Source organism: Streptomyces sp. McG3, from assembly GCF_018619185.1.
GTDB lineage: Bacteria > Actinomycetota > Actinomycetes > Streptomycetales > Streptomycetaceae > Streptomyces.
The window spans coordinates 12,004-32,906 of sequence record NZ_JAAXYC010000064.1 but is presented as its reverse complement, the minus strand read 5'-3'; the positions used below and the strand labels follow the sequence as shown (position 1 = coordinate 32,906).

Genomic DNA, 20,903 nt, shown 5'->3' with positions numbered 1-20,903 from the left:
GCCCCACCGCGCTCCGCCCCGCTCAGCCGCCCCCGGCTGACGGCGACGGCCCGGCGGATCGCAGGCCCCGCATCGCGCCAGGGACTCACCGTGCGGCGGTGCCTGGTGCTGCTGGGCGCGCTCCGGGACGCCCTGTACCCGGGCGGCGTGCGTCCGGCGGCCACGGTCGACGACGCGGCGCTCGGCACCGTGACACCGGCCTCCACCCTGGTCCCGGGGCCGGGCTGGAGCCCCGTGGGCTCGTGGGAGGCGGTGGCCCGGACCGTCGCCGCCCAGGGGCCGGGCGCGGCGGCGTTCGTCCTGGCACGGCGTCAGGGGGAGGCGCTGGGCCACGCGTGGGCCGCCTACCATCTCGGCGGTTTCGACGGCGTGATGTGGCTGGACCTCTCGGCCCGGGACGGCCGGCAGCTCTCCTCCGCGCCGCCCCCGGTCGCGGCGTCCGAGGCGCGTGCCCTGGTCGTCGGCCCGGCGGGCCGGGCCGTCGAGGGCGCCCTGCCCTCCTTCGCCGCGTCGTCCTCCACCCCGCACTCCCTGCTGGACGCGGCGACCGGCCGCGGCTACGGAGCCATCGGCCTGGAGATCGAACGGCGGCTGGTCTTCGTGATCAGCGGCCTCGGCGATGTTCCGGCCAAGCAGATCCTGGCCACCGCCCCCGGCTTCAGCATCGTCACGGACCACGCGAGCGTCACGCGGACGGCCGACGGCCGCCTGCACCTGACCTTTCCGCCCATCGCGCCGGGCGACCCGAAGCCCCAGCAGTTTGGTTACCTCATCGGTGAGATCGTCGTCGAGCCGATGGCGGTGCTCCCGGGCGAGCGGCGGCAGTCCCCCGAGGAGACGCTGGAGCGGCTCGCCCGGGTGGAACGGGCCCTGGACGGCCGCGACGAGCCGGGCGCATCCCCGCAGACCGCCCTCGCCGCCCTGCTGCCCGCCGAGGACGGCTGGACGGTCACCGAGCTGGGCGGCAGGACTCTGGTCGGCCAGACCCCGGTCCGGACGAACCGCGCCTACGTGCAGCCCACCACCGGCTTCCCCGCCCTCGGGTTGAGCCTGCTCCAGGACCGGGCGGTGGACCGGCTGCCCAAGGGCGCGATCGGGGCGGTGGAGGCGTCGGGCCGGGAGTTCGCGATGAAGGCCACCGCGGAGTTCGTCCGCGCCGTCACCGGACGGACCGACGTGCCCGACGTGGTCGTCCCCTTCCTCGCCCCGGTCCCGGACGTCGACGACCTGTGGGGCTACCTCCGCTTCGCCTACGCCCACGCCGTCGCCCGGCCGACCGGCGTCATCCTCAACCAGGGCCCCGCCGCGTTCATGGTGAAGAACGGCCTGGCGGTGGCGTCACGTCCGGCCCTCGACCGGGTCCTGCGGGCGCTGCGGCCCCGGGCCAGGGGCTTCCTCGACCGGCACCACGACAGCATCAGCGCGGGGCTCGCCGCCACCCTCGGACGGCTGCTGGAGCTCTACCGGCGCACCATCACCCCGGACAAGCCCCTCTTCCCGGGCTACTTCGACGCCACGATCGGCGACGTCCCCTCCGCGCGCGAGCACACCACCTCCCTGCTGACCGGACGCACCTCCGACGGCAAGGTCGTCTCGCAGAAGCAGACGGTCGACATGGACGACCACCGGTATCCGACCCTCGACACCGACGACGGCCGCCTCGACATCCCGCTGGTCCTCACGGAGCTGCGCCACTTCGCCTACGAAGGCGAGCAGTTGATGACGCCGGAGCAGATCCGGCAGGCCGTGGCCGAGCTGGCGGAGCTGAGCCGGGAGGCCTACCGCCGGGCCCTCGCACAGCGGGCCCCGCTGCCCGACGACGTCCTGACCGAGTCCCTGAACCGCATCCTGGACAACGAGGCCGTCCGGGGCCTCGCCCACTTCGTGCAGATGGTCCTGATGGCAGGTCTGCCCCAGCCGTCGGGGTCTCCCCGCCGCCTGATGCCGGTGGGCGAGAGCCAGCGGATCTCCCGCGCCCTCGGCGAGTACGCGCTCGGTACCCCGCTGCCCGCCGACCACCCCCTGCACCGGGCCCTGCGCACGGCGGTCCAGGAGGCGGCCGTCGCCGTCGACACGCTTCCCCCGGGCCACCGGCCCCGGCTCCAGGCCATGGTCACCGCCGCACAGGGCGCCCTGGAGGTCCTGGCCGACCCGGAGCGGACACCCCCGCCGCTGGAGTGGGCGTCGGAACTGGTCGCGGCGGACGGCTCCCGCGTCCTCCTCGACCGGGTCCTCGCGGTCAGGCACCGTGCCGCCGACGGCACCCCGTTGGGCACCTCCTCGCGCCCCGACCAGGACTGGCAGGACGCCCGGCGGCGGACGTACGGGCTGCTGCCCGAGGTGGTCGGCTTCACCTACGTGCGTCCCGGCCCGGTGACTTTGGAGAGCCCGGTCCAGAACCTGCCGTTCCACGACGCGTACCTGGTCGGGCTGCGCGGCGGACCCGAGGCCGCCGCGCTGGCCCTGTCCGACGGCTCCGACGCCGTCGTCGACTACGCGAGGATCGTGGACTTCCTGTTCGCGTTCGACGGCGATCTGACCGCGCTGGCCCCCGACCGGCCCGTCGTGGTGACGGGGGCCGACCTCGCGGGCCCGCCGTCCGCCGACCCGCTGGACACCCCGGTGGCCGGCCAGCAACTGGCCAACGGCCTTGACCGCTGGATCTGGACCACCGGCAGCGGCATCGAACCCGTCCTCGCCCCGGGCGACGGGCCGACCGGACCGCGCTGGCAGCTGGCCGAGGGCGACTGGTGGGCCGGGTTCCGCCCCGAGCCCACCACCCCCGAACTGGCCCGCTGGGCCGAGCGGATCACGGGCGACCGGGGCCGGGCCCCCGACGTCCTGCGGTGGGTCCGGGCGGTCCGGCTGGTCTACGGCCCCACCGTCGACGACCAGGGCAACGCCCTCGCCACGCTGCTGCGCGGCTTCTGGGCGCTGGAGCGGACCCGCGCGGCGAACGGCTTCACGGCCCCGCTCAGCTGGAGCGACCTGCGTACGGCGGTCGGCGCGTACTTCACCGCGAACGGGCAGGCCGAACCGCCGCTGCCGGTGGCGTTGCGGTTCCTGCTGCTCTCGGCCGCCGGATCGGTCGGGGTCGACCTGGAGCTGTCGGGGATGGCGATCACCCCGCAGCACCACAGCGTGCGCGCCTGGGACACGGCCACCCCGGGCGGCTTCGTCGAGGACGTCACCGACCAGGACGAGGAGATGTCCCTCTTCGCCCCGGCTCCCGCCGGACAGCCGGCCGCACCGGTCGCACCCGCACCCGCACCCGCCTCCGCCACGGCGTCGGACGCGTTCACCGGCCCGAGCGACCCCGTGCTGGATTCCCGGACCAGGATCACCGGCCCGTCCGGGAGCACCCAGGGCCGCAACTGGACCCGCGCGAAGATCGACCGCGTCCTCCCGGGCACGCTGCGGACCCTGGAGAAGCGGCCGGACACCGCGGCGAAGGTCGTCTCGACCGGCCCGGCACCGTGGCCGGACACCGCGTACGTGGTGATCGCCGACGACGAGGACGGCCGGGTGCTGCTGCCGGACGGCCGGGAACTGGGCCCGGAGGCGCTGGCCGACGCGCTCGCCGCCGACCCGGAGCTGGCGAAGCTCCCCAAGGGCGTGCCCGTCGTCCTCGCCGTCCCGTACACCGGCGACCGCTACCAGCAGACGCTGCAAGCCGTGGCCGACCGGCTGGGCCGCACCGTGTGGGGGCCGAGCGGGATGGGCCGCGCCGTCCCCGACGGGTCGGGCGCCCACGTCCTCGCGCTGCTGGACCGCGACGCGGACGCCCCGGTCGGCGACTGGGTGTCGGTCGAGCCCTCGACCGCGATCGGGTCCTACCTCGACCGCACGTGGACGGCGCTGGACGGGACCGTCTTCCACGACAGCGACGTCCTCACCGTGCCGCTGACCGACGAGGACCACCGGCACTTCGGGCGGCTCGCCGTCGAGCAGAAGGACGGCCTGCGGCGGCGGGCGCAGCGGCTCCGCCGGTTCCGAACGCTGCGGGAGCTGTCGCACCGGCTCCCCGAGGGCACCGACGCGGGCACCGAGCACGAGTCGGTCGGCTCGGAGCCGGTCTCGATGGACTCCGCGGTCTACGTCTACGCCGGCCACGGCGAACCGGGCCGGATGCACCTTCCGCTGCGCGACGGCCGGACGGTGTGGCTGGAGAAGAGGGACGCGGCGGCGTACATCGCCGGGCTGCCCGAGGTACGCAAGCTGCCGCCCGGCCACCGCATGCACCTGGAGGTGTGCTGGAGCTCCTCGGACGGCGACCCGCGCCGCCAGTACCCCTACCTGGGCGACACGCCCCACGTGGACGACCCCCTCGACGACGTGCCGCTCGACCAGCTGGTGGCCAACATCACCCGCCGGGAGACGGACGGCTCCCTCCGCCAGACCGGCTTCAACGACACCCAGCGCATCGCCCTCGCCTCGGCGACCGGTCAGCGGGGCGGCAGGGTCCTGCGCCGCCCCGAACCGCTGGGACCCGCACTGGACGCCCTGGCCCGGGACTTCGGACTCCACCGCGGCCCGGACCCGGTCCCGCCGGAGACACGGCAGACGATGCTGCGGCTGCTCCGGGCGGTGCGCACCGTCTTCGGCACCACCTTCGAGCACCATCGCGGTGGGCCGGACGGCCGGTTCGAGCGCGTCATGAAGGGCGTCGTCGCGCTGGAGCGGATGCGGGCGAACGACGGGACGATCTCCCACCTCACCCCGTTCCGGCTGGACATGCTGGACTTCTTCGTCCAGGAGCACTCCGGCCGGGCCCCCGACAAGCGGGGGTACGTGGAGCTGCTCGACTTCGCCGCGGAGCGGATCGCCGACAACGAGAACACCAAGCTCACCGACGCTGTGCCCGCGCCGTCCCTGGACATCGCTCTCAAGCAACTGGCGGACAAGGGCGAGCAGATGATCCGCCACGTGCAGTCACTGCCGGCCCCGGCGCCGTTCACCCCCCGGCTGGTCGCCTCGACCCTGTGGGCCACGACCCGTGCGGCCCGGCTGCTGCGCCCGATGACGCCGACCGCCCGGGAGGCCATGGGCCGCAGGATCCTCCACCTCGACGCCGCCACCGCCTGGGACCGGTCGCGGCAGGAGTCGCTGTGGGCGCTGCTCACCAAGGCGATCGCCGAGGGCGTGGACGCAGGCGACCAGGACGTCATGGCGGCCTATGACCTCGCGGAGAGCGGCGCGTTCACCCTGCCCGCGGTGCTCCGGCAGGGAGCGAACGACCAGGGGATCAACTGGTCCGGCACCCCCATGCCCGCCGGGGTCGACTGGGGCAGCGTGCGGCAGATGAGGTTCGGGCCCAACGGCAGCAGCATGTCCTCGGTGCAGCCCGCCTGGACCGGCCCGCACAAGCCGATGCCGGTGCTGAACGTCGTGGAGGTCGACGGGGCCGGGCGGATCGTGCTGCACCTGCCGGGCCGCGCGCCCCTGCCCGTCTCCGAGAACGAGTTCCTGGCCCTGCTGGAGCGGGACCCCGGCCTGCGGACCCTCCCGCTGAAGCAGCCGGTGCTGTTCCTGACCACCGGCCAGGGGATCCTGAGCCCTCAGCTGGCGCAGCGGTTCTCCGAGCGCACCGGACGCCCCGCGTACCGCTACAGCGCGCCGATGATGCTCTCCTCCGGCGACCCCGCCACCCCGCTCGGCATCCTCGCGCTGACCGACCCGGCCACGAAGACGCCGGGCACCTGGACCCGCGCCGCCCGGCGGACCAACGCCCCCGCGGCCGCCTCCGGCACGGGCGCCCTGATCGTCTTCAGCCCGTCGGACCGGAAGGCCGGCGCACTGCCGGACATCGGCTCCCTGAGCGTCGGCGACCAGGGGCAGCCCCCGGCCGGTTCGCTCCTGTCGCCCGCGACGCTCATGACGAACGCCTCGGGCGCCCCGCGCGGCCGCAATCTCACGGACGAGAAGGTGCGCCAGCTGCGCATCGGACGCGTCCGGGTGTACGAGGAGGTACCGGGCACCCCGGCCAGGGAGAAGGCCGGCGAGGACCGGGCCGCACCGTGGGGCGACTCGGCGTACGTCGTCCGGGCCGGAAGCGGCCCGGACGGGGTGCGGTTCCCCGACGGGCGCACGCTGGACGCGGAGCAGCTGGCGGCCGAACTCGCGGCCGACCCCGAGCTGGCGAAGCTGCCCAAGGACGTCCCCGTCGTCCTGGTCGTCCCGCACCTGGCCAACGAGCGCTACCTGGCCTACCTGCGGGCGGTCGCCAATCTGCTGGAGCGTCCCGTGTGGGCCCCCAGCGGCGACGGCCGACTGGTGCGCAACAAGAAGCGCGAGCACGTCCCGGCGCTCATCGACCACGGCCCGGACCAGCCCCTCGGCTCCTGGGTGCCGTTCCGGCCCACGAAGAAGGCCGCGCCGCTCCCGGACCGTCTCTGGACGGCGCTCGACGGCACCGCCTTCCGCGACAGCGACGTCCTCACCCGGCCCCTGGTCTCCGACCGGGACGAGCGGTTCGGCCGGATGTCGCACGGCGACGACGTCCGGGGCCGCGAGACCCTGATGCGTACCTACCAGCGGGCCAGGAAGCTGGTCCATCTGATGGCGTCGGGCAGTCGGACCGCGCTGATCAGCGAGGAGTCCCGGACCCCGGACCCGGCGTCGTACGTGTACGTCGCCCACGGGCTGCCGGGCGGCCTGCAACTCGCCCTGCGCGACGGCCGGACGGTGTGGCTGAGCGCGGAGGACGGCGGCCGGTACATCGGCGGACTGCCCGAGGTCACCGAACTGCCCGAAGGCCACCGGATGAAGCTGGAGGTCTGCTGGAGCGACGCGCCGGGGAACCCGGCCCTGCCGCAGCTGGACAACCGCCCCGCGCCCGCCGTCCAGGACCCGCTGGAGGAGGTCTCGCTCGCCCAGCACACGGCGAACGTGAGCCGCCGCGTCACCGAGGGGTCGCTGATGAGCAGCGGCTTCCACACCGACGCGCACATCCTGCACGACGCCCCCGGCCCGGTCGCCGGGCGCCGCAGGTGGGTCAGCCCCGAGCCGCTGCCGCACGACCTGGACGAGATGGCCCGCACCGCGGGCCTGCACACCGGGGACGGTGAGGCGTCGCCGGAGGTGCGCGCGACCACCCTCCGGCTGGTGCGGGCCCTGCGCATCGTCTTCGGCCCCGAGGCCGAACAGGACAAGGCCCCGCACGCGCGGCTGCTTCGGGGCATCGGCGCCATGGAGACCCTGCGCGCCAACGACCAGGCGCTGAACCGGTTCACCCCCTTCCGCATGGAGCTGTGGACCTTCATCGCCCAGCGGGTGGGAGGAAAGACCCCGGGCCCCGACGACTACCGCAAGGTCCTGGACCTGGCCGCCGGCCTGCTGGCGCAGAAGCCGGAGGCCCCCCTGGGCGAAGCCATCGGGGACCCGGCGATCCAGCACGCGATCCGGCAGGTCACCCAGTTCGGCGCTCCGCTCGTACGGAACGTGCTGCGGCAGCCCGAGAACGTACCGGTGACCGAACGCGCCGTGACACAGGCCTTCTGGGCGATGGCGGGCGCCGCCCAGCAGATGGCCGGCCGGGACGACGCGTTCACGGAGAAGCTGGGCCGCCGGGTCCTGCACGTGTTCCCCGACGAGGAGTGGGCCCCGGCGCGCAAGCAGCACCTGTACATGCTGACGGCCCAGGCCATCGCGGCCGGACTCGACCCGGCGGACTTCTTCACGCTGGCCGCCTTCCACCTCGCCTCCAAGGGGGCCTTCGGCCCCGCCCGCCAACTGCGTTCCGGGGAGGGCTTCCAGGGCTTCAACTGGAGCGGCAGCCCGGCGCCCGGCGGGATCGACCTGCGGGCCGTCGGCCGTCAGGACACCGGGGCCGACGGCGCATCCCTCCAGCACTTCCGCGCGCCGTGGGCCGCCGAGGGCGAACCCGCGGACGCCATGGTGGCGTGGACCGACACCGACGCCGACGGCTTCGTGGTCCTCCACCTGCCGGGCATGCGGCCCCTCCGCGTCGCCGACCGCGAGTTCCTGGCCCTCCTCGACCTGGCCCCGCCGCTGCGCACCGTCGCCCTCGGGGTCCCTGTCCTGTTCGTGCTCTCCGGCGCGGGCAGCGGCACGGGACGCGCTGCCGCACTCTCCGAGGCGTTCTCCAACCGCACCGCCCGCAACGGCTGGTCGTACAGCGGCGCGTTGACGGTGGCCCCGACCACCCCGCCCGCTGCCACGGCCACCCCGCAGCCCGGTGCCGCCGCCCCGCTGCGGCTCATCGGACGCCCCGAGACCGCGAGCGGCCGGCCGGGTGCCTGGCGCAGGGCATGGCTCCAGGGCCTGAACTCCAGCGTCCTGGCGACCGCCCCGTACGGCGAAGCCCTGTTCTCCTCCCCGAAGCCGGCCGCGCGGCTCACCCCCGTACCGGACACGGAACCGTCCACCGCGCCCCCGTCCACGGCTCTGCTCACCACGCCGCGCAGCCTGACCGGGGCCGAGATCACCGTGGGGCCGCCGCTCGACCGCGCCGGACTCACCGCGCTGGTACGCCGGGTGACGGGCCGGGAACCGGTGCGCGGCCTGACGGTCGAACGGTGCCTGGCGCTGCTGGGGGCGCTGCGCGCCGAACTGTTCCCGCAGGGCGTCCGCCCGGCGCGGACGGTGGACGACACGGCGGTCGGCGTACCCGCCACGGAGTCGTCCCTGGTGATGGGCCCCGGGTGGCGCCGGGTCCGCTCGTGGGACGCGGTGGCCGGAGCGGTCACCGCCCAGGGACCCGGCACCGTGGCCCTCGTCCTGGCCCACCGCCAGGGAGCGGCCCCCGGGCACGCCTGGGCGGCCTACCACCTCGACGGCAGCGGCGGTGTGGTGTGGGTGGACCTCTCGGCCGGCCACGGCCGGCAGGTGTCCTCGCTCCCGCCCGCGGTCGCGGCGTCCGACGCCCGTGCCGTCGTCGTCGGACCCGGCGGGCAGGCCCTGGAACACGCCCTCCCCGAGTTCGCCCCGTCCTCCTCCACGGTCCACGCCGGTCTGGACGCGCCGGTCGAGCCCGGCTACGGCGCCATCGGACTGGAGGTCGAGGAGCGCCGCGACCTCTTCCTCGACCTGCCCGGCCGCCTCACCTCGACGCTCGTCCTCGCCCACGGTCCCGGCATCACGCTCGTCACCGACAGCCGAGGCTTCTGGATGACGGCCGACGGCCTCCTCCACGTCAACGAGCCGCAGGTGCCCCCGGGGCAGCCGCGCCCGGTCCGCCGGAACTTCGCCATCGGCGAGTTCGTCCTCGACCCCATGGCCGTCCTCCCCGGCGAGCGCCGGCAGACCCAGGAGGAGGGCATGGCCCAGCTCCAGCGGGCGCGCGCCGCCGGACGGCTGCCGGACGAGCGCCAGGTCGCCGTCCCGCTCACCGAGATGCTGGGCCCGCTCGGCGGCTGGACGTTCACCGAGACCGGGCTGAACGCCAAGGTCAACCCCGCCCCCGAGGGCTTCGACTGGACCGCCTACGGGCAGCTGACCCTCGGCTATCCCACCGTCGGCCTCCGGGAGCTCCAGGACATCGCCCACCAGCGGCTGACCGTCCCCAAGTTCGAGATGGCCGTCGCCGGCGCCCGCAACTTCGGCCAGTCGCTCACCGCGACGTACGCGAACCAGCTCCTCGGCACGCTCGCCGTGGAGAGCCACATCGCACCCTTCCTCGCGGCGATCCCCGAGGTCGACGAGGTATGGGGCTACGGATGGCTGGGCTTCCAGAACGTCGTGGCCGCGCCGATCGGCGACGTCTTCGACAACGCCCGCCCGCCGGGCACCGACCCGGAGCTGATCAAGAACCTCCTGCCCGCGGCCTCACGCAACGCCCTGGACCGGATCCTGCGGGCGCTGCGCCCCCGCACCCGGGCGTTCCTGAACGAGCACCACGACCAGCTCTCCGCCGACGCCGCCGAGCAACTGGGACGACTGCTGGGCTTCTTCCGGCAGCGGCTGACGCCCCATCTGCCCGCCGATCCCGCCTTCTTCGACACCGCCGGGTCGGAGGTGCCGACGCCCCGCGAGCACTGGACCGCCGTCCTCACCGGCCGCACGTCCCAGGGGGAGCCCGTCAGCCAGCGCTACGCCGTCGGCATGGACGACGGCGACTACCCGGTCCTGGACACCGACGACGGCCGGCTGGCCGTCCCCCTGGTCCTCGCCGAGCTGCGGCACTTCGGCTACACCGGCCAGTTCATGACGCCCGAGGAGATCCAGCGCGCCGTCACCGAACTGTCCGCCCTCAGCCGCGCCGCCTATGAGCGCGCCCTGCGGTCCCGGGCCCCGCTCCCCGAGGACGTGCTGCGCGAGTCCGTCCGGCGGATCGTGGACAACCCCGTGGTGCAGGGCGTCGCGGGCTTCCTGATGGTGGCGGCGCGAGCCGGTATCCCCCAGGCGGGCGGTGCCACCCGCAGGCCGCTGACCGAGTGGGACAGCCGGAACATCGCCCTGGCGCTGGGCGAGTACGCGCTGGGCCGGCCCCTGCACGACGGCCACCCCGCGTACCAGGCCCTGCGGGGCGCGCTGACGGAGGCGTACGCGCTGCTGCCGGACATCCCCCTGGGCGGACAGGCGAAGGCCCGGGCCTTCTTCGACGCGGCACGCGGCGCCCTGGCCGTCCTCGCCGACCCGGCGCAGACCCCGCCGGTCATGCGGTGGTACGCGGAAGCGGTCGCGATGGACGGCGCCCGCGTCCTTCTGGACCGCGTGATGGTGATCCGGCACCGCGACGCGCAGGACATCCCGGTGGGCACGTCCTCCCTGCCGCTGGCAGCCTGGCAGGACGGACTGCGGCAGCACCACGGCCTGCTGCCCCAGGTGACCGGCTTCACCTACCTGCGGCCGGGCCCGGTGCCGCTCGAAAGCCCCGTCCAGGCCCTGCCCTTCGAGGACGCGTACCTGGTCGGGCTGCGCGGCGGCCCCGGCGGCGCGCTCCTCGCGCTGGCCGACGGCACCGACGCGGCGTTCGCCTACGCCCGCATCGTGGACGTCCTGTACGCCGTGGACGGGGACCTCACCGCGCTGGCCCCGGAACGTCCGGTCCTGGTGACGGGGGCCGATCTCGCGGGCCCGCCGCCCGCCGACCCGCTGGACACCCCGGTGGCCGGCCAGCAACTGGCCAACGGCCTGGACCGCTGGGTCTGGGCCCCCGGCAGCGGCGCGGAGGCGTTCCTCGTACCCGCCGACCGGACGGCCGGGCCCCGCTGGCAGCTGGCCGAGGGCGACTGGTGGGCCGGGTTCCGCCCCGAGCCGTCGACCGCCGAACTCGGCCGGTGGGCCGAGCGGATCACCGGCGACCGGGGCCGGGCCCCGGACGTACGCCGCTGGGTCCGGGCGGTCAGGCTGGTCTACGGCCCCCTGCTGGAGAACGACGCGACCGCGTTCGAGGCGCTGCTGCGCGGCTTCGGGGCCCTGGAGCAGACCCGCGCGGCCAATGGTGTCCGCACCCCGCTCAGCTGGAGCGACCTGCGTACGGCGGTCGGCGCGTACTTCACCGCGAACGGGCAGGCCGAACCGCCGCTGCCGGTGGCGTTGCAGTTCCTGCTGCTCTCGGCCGCCGGATCGGTCGGGATCGACCTGGAGCTGTCGGGGATGGCGATCACCCCGCAGCACCACAGCGTGCGCGCCTGGGACACGGCCGCCGCAGGATCCGTCGGCCCGGACTTCTTCGCCCCTGCCGGCACCGCCCCCGCCGCCGCGCCGACCACCGCAGCGCCGCTACCGGCGTCCGGCGTGTTCACCGGGCCGAACGATCCGCTGCTGGCGCCCGAGACCCTGCTGACCGGCCCGGCCGGGGCCGCGCAGGGCCGTAACTGGACCGCGAAGAACGTCAGCCGGATCCTCCCGGGAACCCTGCGGACCATCGAGAACCGGCCCGGCGCCGCGCCGAAGGTCGTCGCGACCGACCCCGCCCCCTGGCCGGACACCGCCTACGTCGTCACCGCCGACGGTGAGGACGGCCGGGTGCGGACGGCGGACGGCCGGGTCCTGGACGCGGAGGCGCTGGCCGACGCGCTGGCCGCCGACCCGGAGCTGGCGAAGCTCCCGAAGGACGTGCCCGTCGTCCTCGCTGTCCCGTACACCGGGGACCGCTACCTGGAGACGCTCCGGGTGGTGGCCGACCGGCTGGGCCGCACCGTGTGGGGGCCGAGCGGCGTGGGCCGGATCGTCCCCGACGGCACCGGGGACGCGCATGTCCTGGTGACGATGGACCCCGACCCCGATGCCCCGGTCGGGGCGTGGGTGTCCGTCGCTCCGTCACCGGCGGCCGGACCGCACGAGGACCGGACGTGGACGGCGCTGGACGGCACCGTGTTCCGCGACAGCGACGTCGTCACCCGTCCGCTGGCCGACGAGAACCACCAGCGGTTCGGCCGGATCGCCGTCCACCGCGGGGACGCGCTGCGGCGGCGCGAGCGCAACTTCCGCGCCCTGCGCAGGATGCGACGGCTCGTCCACTGGACGCCCGCCGGCACCCGCGCCCAGGAGACGGCCTCCGAACCGGTGTCCATGGACGCGGCCGTCTACGTCTACGCCGGCCACGGCGAACCCGGCCGGATGCAGCTCCCGCTCCGCGACGGCCGGACCATCTGGCTGGGCAAGCACGAGGCGGCCGCATACATCGCGGGGCTGCGCGAGGTCCGCGAACTGCCGCCCGGCCACCGCATGCACCTGGAGGTCTGCTGGAGCTCCTCGGACGGCGACCCCGCCCACCAGCAGCCGTCGTTCGCCCCCGTCCCGCACGTCGACGACCCGCTGGGCGACGTCCCGCTCGACCAGCTCGTCGCCAACCTGACCCGCCGCGACACCGACGGATCCACCCGGATGACCGGCATGGACGACACCCGGCGCTTCATCATGGGCGCGGCCGACGGCGGACACGGGCGCCGCGTGCTGCGCCGCCCCGAACCGCAGGACGACGAGCTGGACCGACTGGCACGCGTCGCCGGACTCCACCGGACCCCGGGCGACGTGCCGCCCGGGACCCGGGAGGCGACGCTCCGGCTGGTACGCGCCCTGCGGGCGGTGTTCGGCGACGCCATCGAGGACGACCGGGCCACCCCCGGTGGGCGCTACGAGCGCGCACTGCGCAGCATCGGCGCACTGGAGCGCCTGCGCGCCAACGACTCCTCGCTCAACGGGTACACCCCGTTCCGCAGGGACCTGCTCGACTTCTTCGTCCGCGAACACACCGGCCGGGAACCGGACCTTGCCGGATACCAGGCCCTTCTCGACCACGCGGCCGCCCGCATCGCGGCCGACCCTGACGCCCGCCTCACCGACGCCGTGCCGTCGCCTACGCTCCAGATCACTCTGACGCAACTGGCGGACGCGGGCGAGCAGGCGATCCGCCACGTCCAGTCGCTGCCACCCCAGGCTCCCTTCACCCCGCGCCACGTGGCGTCCACGCTGTGGGCCACGGCCCGGGCCGCCCAGCTCTTCCGCCCGATGACCCCCGGCGCCCGCGCATCCATGGGCCGCAAGGTCCTCCATCTCGACCCCGCCGCCACCTGGGGCCGGAACCAGCAGCAAGCCGTCTGGGCGGTGTCGGCCAAGGCGATCGCCCAGGGCATGGACGCCACCGACCACGACCTGCTCGCCGCGTTCCACCTGGCGGAGAGCGGTGCCTTCGGCCCGGCCTCCGTGCTGCGGCAGGGACCCAGCATCCAGGGTGTCAACTGGTCCGGCGCCAACGCCCCCGCCGGGATCGACTGGAGCACCCTGCGCCGGCCCGACGGGACGGCCTCCCACCAGCTCACACCCGAATGGGCCGGCCCCGGCAAGCCCATGCCCCTGCTCAACGTCATCGAGGTCGACCCGGCCGGCACCCCCGTCCTTCACCTCCCCGGCCGCGCCCCCGTCCCCGTACCGGAGAACGAGTTCCTGGCCCTGCTGGACCTGGCGCCCGCGCTGCGCACGGTCTCTCTCGGCATCCCGGTGCTGTTCCTCACCACCGGACCGGGGGCGCTGAGCCCGGAGCTGGTGCAGCGGTTCTCGCAGCGCACCGGCCGCCCCGCCCATGGCTACAGCGCCCCGATGGCGCTCACTGCCCCGAGCCCCAAGACCCCGCTCGGCATCGTCGCCCTGCCGGACCCGGCGACCAACGCCCCGGGCCGATGGACCGCCGCCGCCCGCCGGTTCACCGCCGCCACCGGCCAGGACCAGCCGGCCTTCTTCGGGCCGCCGTCCCCGGCCGACCTGGGGACGGATCCCTTCCAGGACCCTGCCACCGTGCTGCGGGACGACGCCGGGAAGGTGCTCGGACGCGATCTGACGGGCGCCTGGACCGACCGGGTGCGCACCGACCGGGTACGGGAGGTTGTGGACGGACAGGCCGCCCAGGCGCCGGACGAGCCCGCACCCTGGGGGAGCGAGGCCTATCTGCTCGGCGACCGTGCCCTTGACGCCCAGGGCCTGACCCCGGAGGCGTTCGCGGAGAACCTGGCCGCCGATCCGGAACTGGCCGCACTGCCGCCCCACGTGCCGGTGGTCCTGGCGATCCCGTACGCCGGCGCGCAGTACCTGGAACTGGTGCGCGCGGTCGCCGGCCGGCTCGGCCGACGGGTATGGGCCCCCAGTGGCGACGGGCGGCTCCGCCACGACTCCGCCCTCCAGGCCCGCATCCCGACGATGACGGTCCACGACACCACCGGCTGGCACGGCGACTGGGTCCCCTTCGACCCGCCCGCGGTGCCGGCGCCCTACGAGGACCGGCAGTGGACCTCGGTCGAGGGCAGGACCTTCCGCGACAGCGACGTGGCGACCCGCCCCCTGGTCTTCGACCGTCGCGTGCGGCACGGCAGGGTGTCGGTCGGCGACGACCTGGACCAGCGGGAGAGGATGCTGCGGGGGCTCTTCCACCGGCGGCAGCGGATCCACTACGCGGCCACCACCCTGGGCGACCAGCTCGTCAGCACCGAGCCGTTCACCCCGGACCGCGCGGTCTACACCTACTACGGGCACGGCTTCCCCGGCGCGCTGGCCATCGTCCTGCGCGACGGCTCGACGGTACTGCTGGCCGCGCCCGACGGCGGACGGTACATCGGCGGACTGCGCGAGGTCCGCGAGCTGCCGCCCGGCCACCGGATCGGCCTCCAGGTCTGCTACGCGGCGTCGGCGGGCAACCACCGCGACCCGCAGCAGGAGGGCCGCCCGGTAAGGCCGGTGGAGGACCCGCTGGACGAGCTCCCCCTCATCCAGCACACGGCCAACGTCGGCCGGCGGGAGGTCGAAGGCCCGACCCTGGTCGCGGCGCTGGACGACGACTCCTACGTACTGGAGGACACCCCCGGCGGGGTGGTCGGCCGCGTGGTGCGCGTCCGCCCCGAGCCGACCGACGCCGAACTGGACCGCCTGGCCGTGCTCGCGGACCTGCACGGCGATCCGGACACCGTGCCGCCGGAGGTCCGGGCGACCGTCCTGCGGCTGGTCCGCGCGCTGCGCCTGGTCTTCGACCACGCCGTGGAGGACGACCGCTGGGTGCCGGGCGGCGGGTACGAGCGGGCGCTGAAGGGGATCGCCGCGCTGGAGACCCTGCGCGCCAACGACCCCGGCATGCGGCGGTTCACCCCGTTCCGGATGGAGCTGTGGACGTTCCTCGCCCGGCGCGTCGGCGGTGACACCCCGGGCCGCGACGCCTACCGGGACGTCCTGGACGCCGCCCGGCAGCTGATCGGCGGGCAGCCGGGCAGCACGCTCTCCGGGATGCTGCCGGACACCCCCCTGACGTACGCCGTCGACGAACTCTCCGGCAGCCAGGGCGAGGACCTCGTCCGCGACGCGGTGGGCCTCCCCGAACCCGTAACCCTGCGGCCCAAGGACCTCACCCGCGCCTTCTGGGCGATGGTGGCCGGCGTCGACCTGGTCCTGTTCCGCCTGGACCCGGCGCAGCAGGAGAGCCTGGGCCGCCGCGCCCTCCACCTCGCGGACACGGAGGCGTGGAGCGACGCGACGACGGCGGACCTGACGTTCCTGGCGGTACGGGCCCACGCGCGCCGGATCGACATCACCGACCCGCACCAGCTCGCCGCCCACCACCTCCGCGAACTCGGCGCACTCCGGCAGACTCTCACCGACGGGACGGAGCCCACCGGCTACAACTGGAGCGGACGGCCTGCTCCGAACGGCGTGGAGAGCGACCGGTGGTACGCGCGGGTCAAGGCCGGCAACGACGTCCTCACCCTTCCCCACCCGGCCCGGTGGAGGTCCACGGAGCCGGGTGGAAAGTCCCTGGTGATCTGGACCGGGACCCGGGCGGACGACGGCGGCACCGTCATCCACCTGCCCGGACACGCCCCGCTGCCCGTCCCCGACGAGGAGCTGTGGGCGCTGCTCGACCTGGCCCCGCTGGTGACCGAAGCGGGCGTCGACGTCCCCGTCGTCTTCCCGATGGCCGGCTTCACCAACGGCGACGCGCGGCGGACCCAGCCGTTCACCGACCGCACCGGCCGCAGCGCCTTCGGCTACTCCGGACCACTGGACCTGATCGAGGACGACCCGTTCGACCCGCTGCGCATCACCGCCCTGCGGGAGAAGAAGCTGGGGCAGTGGACCAGGACCATCTGGAGGCCCCGGCCGGCCCAGGGGGCCGCGACGGGGACGCCCGGCGGGGCGGTCAAGGCCGGCCCCGCCGCCTGGCCGGTCCACTCGGCCCGGCACGAATCCGGCACCGGTACCTTCCACTTCACGGCCGACACGCCCCGCCGCGCCCAGGAACCCGGCGGGGAGAGCGGCCGGCCGGACATCGCCTATCCGTCCGCCGTCCCCATCAACGCCACCCCGGTGTCCACGGAGGGCCAGGACAGCGCCCCGGGGCGCGACCCCGCCGAGGCGGCGCCCGTAGCCACCGGACCGGCGCCCGCGACCGGCCCGGCCTGGGCCGTACGGTCCTGGCGTCCCGCCGGATCGCCCGGCACGGCCCGGTTCGCCGCCCTGTACCGCGACCGGGAGTGGCAGCGTCGCAGCACGGCCTTCGAGCTCGCGTTCGCCGCGCACACGGGCCGCGCCGCAGGGCTCACCGAGGCAGCACGCGACGCGGTGTCCCGCCTGGCCGGTGAACTCACCACGCGCCACGGCGAGCAGGCTGCCCTGCGCGCCTTCTTCGCCCCGGACGCACCCCCGGGCGACCCGGCCGCGGCGCTGGAGCGGCTGCTGACCGCCCCGCCCGGGCCGCCCACCCTCGCCGCCCTCATGACCGCGCTCACGTACGCGGCCCACGCGGGCCACGGCCTGCCCCGCGAGACGGCCGAGACCCTGGCGCGCCCGCCCGGCCGGCAGGGGCGCTACACGCCGGGCAGTTCCTACCGCGAGGTGCACGACAGCCGCGGCATGCGCCGCGTGGGCGGCGAGGACGGCCCCGCGCTACGGCTTCTGCGCACCTACGCCGCGCTCGGTGCGGCACCGGACGGCCTGACCGTCCTGCGGGACGCACTCATCGCCTGGGCGATCCCGGCCGACCTTCAGTCGCTCCACGAGATCCTGCGCGCCTCCCACCGGGTCGGCCGGGGAACCGCCGCGGAGCGCGACACCGCGCTGCGCGACGGCGCCGGACTCCACACCTGGGCGGCCGACTCGCTCACGACGGGCGGCCCGGACCGGGACGGACGGACGGCCCCGCCCGCAGGGCAGCCGGTCCCGCCGCACCTCACGCTGTACGCCGAGCGGATGACGTTCGGCAGGGACATCACGCGCAGTGGGCTGAACCTCCCCGACGACCTCGCGCACCTGGTCGACGCCGCGCTTGCCGGCACCCTGCACCCGGACACCGCCCGGAACAGGGCGCTTCTCGCCTGGCTCGACCGCTACGGCGACGCGGGCCGGGACGCGCTGCGGCGGCTGTCGCCCGCCCACCTGACGGCGATCCACCTGTACAGCGGCGCCGACTACCGTCTGATGAAGGCGTTCCTCAACGGCGAGCGGTTCGGCGCGGGTATGGGGCGTCGACTCGTACGTCTCAACGCCTGGACGATGACCAGCAAGATGGCGGAGGTCGGAGCCGCCGACCTGCTCCCGATGACGCTGCGCCGGCAGCGGGGTTTCAGCGCTCTGTTCGATGCCCTGTGGGACGTGGACGACCTCCAGGAACGGACCGTTGTGGTGGCCGCCTTGAGGCGCCGTCTGGACGCGATGGCCGACGCGGTGTTCGCGGAACTCCCCTCGCACGTCGACATGGTGGTCGAGGCGCTGGAGATCCTGCCCCCGCTGCACGGAGACGTCTGGTGGGGCGACCGCGGAATGCCCGGGCCGCTGGACGCGCCACCGTCCGACGGACCGGTGTACGGGCGGAACCGCATCACCGTGCCCTTCTTCCGCAGCACGGCACTGCAGCGGGACGAAGCGCTCGGCTTCATGCACCGGAGCAAGGGAGCCCCCGGCGACACGCACCTCGGACTGGTCCATGTGTCGGACTCGACCGCGCGGGAGGTCAGCCCGTTCGTGGTGCTGCCGCTGGAGACCGAGGTCCTGTACCCGCCGGGCGCCTCTTTCGACGTCACCACCCGGACGGTCGTCCCCGGCGACCCGCTCACGCGGCCGTACGAGAGCATCGACGTCACCGAGGCGACCACGACCGGCACGACATCCGGCACTCCCGACGAACTCTTCGGCATCGCGCCCCCGGCCGACGCCCGGGAGACGTCGTCGCGTCGCACACCGGTGCTGCGGACCGTGCGCCGACAGGACGGCAGCACGATCGGCATCGCGTCGTTCGACGACGCGGACTGGGCGGAACGGCAGGAGGAGTACGGCCGACTGGCCGCTGCGACGGGCTTCGTGTCCTGGGAACGCGACGGCGACGGCAGGCCCGTCCCCACCCACCGGGCGCTGCCCGGCGGTGAGACGACAGGGGGGACGTCCTTCGAGTTCCGGGAGATGCCCGGCTACCCGCACTCGGCGTACCACAACGCGCAGGACGGCACCTCGCCCCGGATCGTCGAACTCACCGACGACGCCGACGACACGGGCGCGACCGGCGAGTCGGAGACGTGGCAGCCGGAGGCGACCGCGCCCCGCGACGGCTACCGCCGCACGGGACCGTACGCCGCCGAACTCGACGGCGCCCTCTTCGCCCTGCACGAGTCCGCGGGCAAGGGGGACCGGACCGCGGACGTCCTGCTCTTGGCCGTCCGCCACGTGGCCGCGGACGGACTGCGGGACGCGGGCGTCGACACGGCGGACGACTTCCGCGCCTGGCTGGGCGGCACCGTCACCGACGACGACGTGTCCGACCTGGACATCCCGTCGCTGGACGGCGGCCGGGACCTTCCGCTGGCCCTCCTCGACCGGGCCGGCGCCTCCCTCGGCATATCCCTGCGCACGGAGGCCATGCTCTACGGCGACCGCCTCCCGGCCTCGCGGGTGGAGCTGGCCCCGGTGCAGCGCCTGCGGGTGCTGCTCGCCGACCCCTCGTACCAACAGGGCGGCACCACACTGCCGATGGGGCCCCTCGCAGCGGCGACGGCACGCCGCCTCGGTGTGACGGTGGCCGTGGCGGGCCCCGACGACGAGGTGACGTTCCACGGTGAGCGCACCAAAGGCGGACCGCTCGCCCTGCTGGTCGCGGACGGGGACCGCCATCTGGCCGGGCTTCGGGAAGGACCGGGCGATACGGCCGTGGACGAGGAGGAGCGGCTGAACCGGCTGGTGCACGCCCTGTCCTTCGCCCCGGCGTCCGTGCTGCCCCGGGCGGCGGACCGGCCGGCGCCGGAGTGGGTCATGGCCCGTATCCGCTACATGACCGAGGCCGTGCGTTTCGAGCGGCGCCTCGGCCGGTATCTCGGCGGCCACGAAGCGGTCGACGCTCAGCTCGCGGTGATGACCCGCGAGCTGTGGGACCGGGCTGTCGCGGCAGGCCGTTGGACGGAACTGGGCTCGGACGACCCCACCGTCGACGGCGCGGTCGGCACCGGCCGGGACCGGCTCCTCGCCGTCGTGGAGTCGGGCAACACGCGGGAACGCATGGGCATGCTCTGGATCGGCTCCCAGGCGCCTGACGGCCAGGGCGGAGTCATCTCCGCACTGCTCGGCAGCCCCGACCCCAACCCCGACGTGATCACCGAGGAGTACCGGGCCGCCAGGCCTCCGTCCGGGGCGATCACCGCCTACCAGGAGCTGTCGGGGCAGCCGGACAGAGCTCCCGAGGAACAGCGGCGGATGGAGCGGGCCGCGCGTGAGCTGCGGACCCGGGCGCGCGCCGAGGACCTCTCGCCGCCTCTGAGCGAGGCCGAGCGGGCTCTGATGCCGGACGACGGCATCCCGTGGATTCCGGGCATGCACCGGTACGACATTGCCATGGACAGCGTCCCGCAGGCGGAAGCGGAGGACAGGGGCGCCCTCGTCCGGGCCGCCACCTCCGGTTCGGCCCACCGGCTGATGTCGCAGGCGGTGAAGATGCGCCGGCAATGGGGCCTCGACATCGACCTCGGGCTGGTCCGGCTCGCCCTCATGGCGGAGATGCTGCAGGCGGAGCACCACGGCCTGGACGAGATCATGCGGGGCAGCCAACTGGTCCTCGACCGGCTGCGGCAGGCCGGCGCCCCGGAGTCGGCCGACCTCGACTACGTCGACAACTGGGGCCGTTACTGGAGGATCGCCCCCTTGACCGAGGCGGAACTGAGGCAGCACGTGGCTGTCGACGGACTGTTCCCCGACGAACACGCTCTGCACCCTCTCGGGGGCGAGGAGTTGTCCGGACCGGCTGATCCCGCCGATCCCGCGGTGGCCGCATGGGCCCAGGAGCACAACGTCGTCCTGGAGGACGCCCTGCGCCTCCTGTCGGCGCTCGGTCCCGACACCGCGTCAGGGTCCGCCCCGCTGACGCCCGAGCGGCTGGAGCGGCTGGTCGACGACTGGTTCCGGGCCCGGAACCAGGTACCCCCCGGCAGCCTGGCCGACCGGATCCGCCGCATACTGAACGACGTCCGTGCCTGATCCCAGCG

General features: G+C 74.9%; 1 protein-coding gene. It reads left to right on the top strand.

Features of this window, described 5'->3' with window-relative positions; translation table 11 throughout:
• Positions 1-90 precede the first annotated feature (90 nt).
• Positions 91-20,895 (top strand): lonely Cys domain-containing protein, encoded by a 20,805-nt coding sequence (locus HET64_RS13610; RefSeq protein WP_308370024.1) that lies wholly within the window; start codon positions 91-93, stop codon positions 20,893-20,895.
• Positions 20,896-20,903 lie beyond the last annotated feature (8 nt).